Origin of the sequence: Gilvimarinus gilvus, assembly GCF_030518155.1 — a bacterium.
Lineage (GTDB): Bacteria > Pseudomonadota > Gammaproteobacteria > Pseudomonadales > Cellvibrionaceae > Gilvimarinus > Gilvimarinus gilvus.
The window spans coordinates 1-419 of record NZ_JAULRU010000077.1 but is presented as its reverse complement, the minus strand read 5'-3'; the positions used below and the strand labels follow the sequence as shown (position 1 = coordinate 419).

At 61.1% G+C, this 419-nt stretch carries 1 pseudogene; it reads left to right on the top strand.

From position 1 onward, the window contains the following. Positions 1-419 (top strand): annotated as a pseudogene (locus QWI17_RS00385) (hypothetical protein); the annotation flags it as partial.

Below are 419 nucleotides of genomic sequence, written 5' to 3'. Positions count from 1 at the left end.
GTTAAAGGGCTTTGAACCCTTTGTTTTCAAGCATATTTTTATAGAGGCACGGGATTACATGGAAATCGGTCTGCGCGAGTGGCTGATCCTCATCGGCATCATTGTCATTGCCGGTATTCTTTTCGACGGCTGGCGCCGCATGCGCGGCGGCAAAGGCAAGTTGAAATTCCGTCTGGACCGCAGTTATTCCAACCTGCCGGACGAAGAGGGCGGCAGTGCCGAAGTACTCGGCCCGTCGCGGGTACTGGATACCCATAAAGAACCGGAACTGGACGAAAGCGACCTGCCTTCGCTCAGCGCCTCGGCGCGTGACCGCGAGCGCGAGCCAAAGCCGGCCAAGGCCAGCAAGCGTGGCAAGCGCGCCACAGCCGCGGCCGATGTGCAGCAGGGCGACCTGGGCCTGAGCGCCGAGCCGCGCG